Source organism: Micromonospora sp. S4605 (genome assembly GCF_003176715.1).
GTDB classification, from domain to species: domain Bacteria; phylum Actinomycetota; class Actinomycetes; order Mycobacteriales; family Micromonosporaceae; genus Micromonospora; species Micromonospora echinaurantiaca.
Genome location: NZ_QGSW01000149.1, coordinates 1 through 4271, shown reverse-complemented (window position 1 = coordinate 4271; position 4271 = coordinate 1). Strand labels below are relative to the sequence as shown.

Here is a 4271-nt window from a genome sequence, read left to right as displayed (position 1 = left end):
GATCCCGGCCGCGAAGTCTTCCAACTGCCCGCGTACCCGAGCGAGTTCCCGCTCATCCACCGCGGCAGCCAAACACCACCGCAAGGCTCATACAAGCGACACGCCACAACGACCTAACAAAGCACTATTAGTGCGTCGCGTTTCCTACGAGGAGTACCTGGTCGCGGTGGCGATGACCCTGGCCCGCCGCCATCGGCCCGTTTGGTGCTGGCGGAGGTGGCGGCGGGTCTGCCGGTGCGGGGCGGATCTGCCGTGCCGGACGCAGCACCGGATCCCGATCAACCGGAGTCACTGGCCGGGGGAGAAGTAGCCCTGGACGAGCGCCCTGTGCAGGCCATCCTCGCGGTGCACCTCCGCGGGCTCGACGGCATGTGCGTCGGATGTCGGGCCTGGTGGTCACAGCTGTCGCCGCACCCATGCTGGCAGTTCGAGTGGGCGACCAGCCGGCGGGCCCGGGCGAGTACGACGTGGTTCCTCGGTGGTCTCCCGTGACCGCCCACGGCCCGGTGCTTCCGATCTGGACCTGCGCCGGCTGCGGTGCGCCGTGGCCCTGCCCTACCCGCAAGCGCGAGCTGCGCGCGGAGTTCGACAAGGCCCCCGTCTCGCTGGCCATCTACATGGGCTCATACCTCGTCTGGGCGGCCGAGGATCTGGTCTGGGTCCCGGCCGGTGGACTGCACCAGCGCTTCGTCGGGTGGGTGCGGTGAGTGTGCTCCGGCCCGGAGACGAGAAGTTCCACTACAGCGACGGATCACACAAGTGGATCCCGCCCGACCCCGATTACGACCAGGAGGTCTGGGACGAGCAGGTCCGCCAACACAAGCAGCGTCACCTGAGCAACGAGCAGCCACGATTCCGCCTGCGTCGGATCTGATCACGAAATTGCTTGCGAGTCCTCCGATGGCTGGGCGAGGGTCGCGCCATGGCTGACTCGCGTACGGATACCGACGCCGCCGACCGGCCCGCCCAGAACTTCGCCTGGTCGAACCTGTTCGTGCACCTCGACGACGACCCCCGCTCCGAGGGCGGCTTCGACGACGAGCGCACGGTCCTCGTGCAGTACCTCCGTGACCAGCGCCTGACGCTGGAACTCAAGTGCGCCGGCCTGGACGCCGAGGCGCTGGCCCGCCGGGCCGTACCGCCGTCGACGCTGTCGCTGCTCGGCCTGGTCCGGCACCTGGCCGAGGTGGAGCGGGGTTGGTTCCGGCGGGTGATGGCCGGCGAGGACGCGCCGAAGATCTACCGCTCCGACACGGACCGGGACCTGGACTTCAACGGTGCGGTGGCCGATCCCGACGTGGTGGCCGAGGCGTGGCGGAACTGGCGAGCCGAGGTGGAGTACGCCGAGCGGCTGGTCGCCGAGGCGCCCGACCTCGGCGTCAAGGGCCGGCAGCGGGACGGCAGTGAGATCTCGCTGCGCGAGCTGCTGGTGCACATGATCGAGGAGTACGCCCGGCACAACGGCCACGCCGACCTGCTCCGCGAGCTGATCGACGGCCGGGTGGGCCAGTAGTGACGACGGCTGACCGGAAGCAAGCGAGCGCTGAGGACCGGCTCGGGCAGGCGAACGCGTGCTACGAGCAGGCCGTGTTCGGTGGCGACGCCGCCGCGCTGGTCGAGGCCGACCGGCACCTGACCGGGATCGAGGCGGATCTCGCCCTGGCCCGGGGGCGCATCCTGCACGCCCGCTTCCTGGACGACCGGGTGGAGGATCCGCGCGAGTTGGCGCTCTTCGAGCGGGCGGCCGAGCTGTTCCAGCAGTTGGGGGAGGACCGCGGCGCGGGCGAGGCGCTGTTCTGGATCGGCACTGTCCACCAGGTCGTCCGCCAGGACGAGAACGCCGCCGCGCCGGCCTTCGCCCGGGCGCGGGAACTGGCGTCGCGGGCGGGCGATCGGTTGACGATGTCGTACGTGCTGCGCCACCTGGCCTTCATCGAGCAGGGCGCCGGCCGGCTCGACGCGGCTCGGGACCTGTTGACCGAGTCGACGCGACTGCGGCGGGAACTGGGATTCACCGCGGGCGTCGCGGCGAACCTGATCGGGTTGGCGTATCTCGCGGGCGAGCAGGGCCGCTCGGACGAGGCGGAGCGGTTGCTCGACGAGGCGGCGGAGCTCGCGGCAGGCAGCGAGGCGTACGGCGTCGCGCGCTGGGTGGACCAGGCCCGCGCCGCCCTGTCCGGATGACCGTCCTCGTCGGGCGCCCGGAGGCCGGACCGGAATAGGCTCAGCCGATGGGACCGGACCTCGTGCCGGGCTGTCCGGGTGGTGATCGACACGAGATCCCGGATATGGCGGTGTCCGGGCGGTCCGGACACCGCCATATCCGGGAACCGGAGTCGATCACCCCGCCCACCCCGCCGGAGGTGGCCAGCGCGCCGGGGAGTGCGGCGGAGGCGGTGGCCGTACAGGATCGGCTGCGGCCGCTGGTGGACCTGGTCGGGCCGGGGCCGGCCGCGCCCGCGACGGTGGCCGGCCTCGATGTCGCGTACGCCGAGAGCGGTGACCGGCTCGCGGCGGCCGTCACGGTGCTGGACACCCGGACCCTCGCGGTGGTGGAGAGCGCGGTCAGCGTCGGTCGGCCCGCGTTCGGGTACGTGCCGGGGCTGTTCGCGTTCCGCGAGCTGCCGGCCCTGCTCGACGCGCTGGACCGGCTGACCACCCGCCCGGAGCTGCTGGTCTGCGACGGGCACGGGCTGGCCCACCCGCGCCGGTTCGGGCTGGCCTGCCACCTGGGCGTGGTGACCGGCCTGCCGGCGATCGGGGTGGGCAAGACGCCGCTGGTCGGCGAGTGGCGGCCGCCGGCGGACGTCCGGGGTGCCTGGTCGCCGCTGCGCGACGGCGGCGAGGTCGTCGGGCGGGTGCTGCGGACCCGGGCCGGGGTGAAGCCCGTCTTCGTCAGCGTCGGCCACCGGATGAGCCTCGACAACGCCACCGCCCAGGTGCTGGCCCTCACCCCGCGCTTCCGGCTGCCGGAGACCACCCGGACCGCCGACCGGCTCTGCCGCGAGGCCCTCGCCGCCGCGTCGCCGTGATGACGTCCCGGCCGGCAGCGCCGGCGCGCGACACCGCCGAACTGGCCGGCCGCTACCCCGATGAACACGACCGGCAAGGGGATCGCGGGCACTTGATCCGCCAGCTGACCGCGGCATCGGTCCCGACTGCCGCCAGGACCGCCGAGGCGGGCGCGCCGCGCGGCGGTGTCACCCGGAGGCCCAGGCAGGACGGCCGGCGGCACGGCAGCGCGGGGTGCGCGTCGGTGTCGCAGTTGGTGGGTAATACGGCACACATCTGGGGCGCTCTATGACCAGGGGCCGACAGCCCCCGGTAGTAGCCTGACCGACGGTCCCCCGCTCGGGGGAGGAACGGCGAGGTGATCATGGCGGTGCGTCGGCACGCGGTGCGGCTGGCGACGATCGGCGCGTTGCTGGGCGGCCTGGTGGCGCTCGGTGGGTCGCCGGCGCTGGCCGACGACCAGGTCCGGGTGCGCTCGGCGGGCAGCTTCACCGCGGGTGGTTCCGCCGAGGCCGTCGCGGTCGAGGTGCGCCGGCGCACCGACGGCTGCGTGCTGCTGCGTACCGCGCTCGGGCTGCGCCTCGCCGGCGTCCGCGCCGACCAGGCGCGGGTGCAGGTGAGCTACAACGGCCAGTGGTTCCCGGTGCCGCTGGGCGGCGGCGGGGGCAGCGTGGCCAGCTCGACCACCTCGCCGCCGAACCCGCGGCTGTGCAAGGGCAAGAGCATCACCGTGCGCTACCGGGTGTCGTTCACCGCCGCCGCGCCGAGCGGACGGCTCACCGTCACGGCCGAGGCGACGAACGCCATGGGCCAGCTGCTGGGCCGTGGCGCGGACGCTTCCCGGGTGGTCGGCGGGCGCGCCTCCGCCTCGCCGACGCCGTCGAAGAAGCCGTCGCCCACCCCGAGCGCGGTGCCCACCGAGGAGGCCGCCGAGGACGTCACCCCCGTGGCGGCGCTCGCCAACCCGGCCGGGAACACCTCGAACGCGGCCGAGGAGTCCTCGGGCTTCGGCTCCGTGGTGATGTTCTTCGGCATCGCCATGGTGGCCGTCGGGATCCTGCTCATCGTGCTGCTGTTCCGCCGCTCCCGCGCCGACAAGGAGCCGATCGACGCCGTACCGCCGGTCCCGCTGCCGGGCAACCCGGGCGGCACCACCTACCGCTCCGGGCAGGGCCCGGCCGCCGCCGGGGCCCGGCCCGGCCAGGTGTACGGCCAGCAGCCGCCAGCCACCGGCGCGGTGTACGGCGGCCCGCCCGCCG

Annotated in this window: 6 protein-coding genes; all 6 read left to right on the top strand. The window is 73.6% G+C overall.

What is annotated here, in order from left to right; translation table 11 throughout:
• Positions 1–488: 488 nt before the first annotated feature.
• Positions 489–707: a hypothetical protein gene (locus DLJ47_RS10615; protein ID WP_109899876.1), complete on the top strand. Its 219-nt coding sequence runs from the start codon at positions 489–491 to the stop codon at positions 705–707.
• A complete protein-coding gene (locus DLJ47_RS36250) occupies positions 704–874 on the top strand; it encodes a hypothetical protein (RefSeq protein WP_167181869.1) in 171 nt (56 codons plus the stop codon). Before DLJ47_RS10615 ends, DLJ47_RS36250 begins: the two co-directional genes overlap by 4 nt.
• A 48-nt stretch (positions 875–922) precedes the next feature.
• The gene (locus DLJ47_RS10610) at positions 923–1513 is read left to right on the top strand and encodes a DinB family protein (RefSeq protein ID WP_109899875.1); all 591 of its coding nucleotides are present in this window, start codon (positions 923–925) and stop codon (positions 1511–1513) included.
• Positions 1513–2184 (top strand): tetratricopeptide repeat protein, encoded by a 672-nt coding sequence (locus tag DLJ47_RS10605; protein ID WP_233257765.1) that lies wholly within the window; start codon positions 1513–1515, stop codon positions 2182–2184. The genes DLJ47_RS10610 and DLJ47_RS10605 overlap by 1 nt, the downstream gene beginning before the upstream one ends.
• Before the next feature lie 179 nt (positions 2185–2363).
• Positions 2364–3032 (top strand): deoxyribonuclease V, encoded by a 669-nt coding sequence (gene nfi / locus DLJ47_RS10600; protein ID WP_233257766.1) that lies wholly within the window; start codon positions 2364–2366, stop codon positions 3030–3032.
• Between the two features lie 344 nt (positions 3033–3376).
• The coding region (locus DLJ47_RS10590; protein ID WP_446723550.1) for a hypothetical protein at positions 3377–4271 on the top strand (895 nt) is incomplete at its 3' end.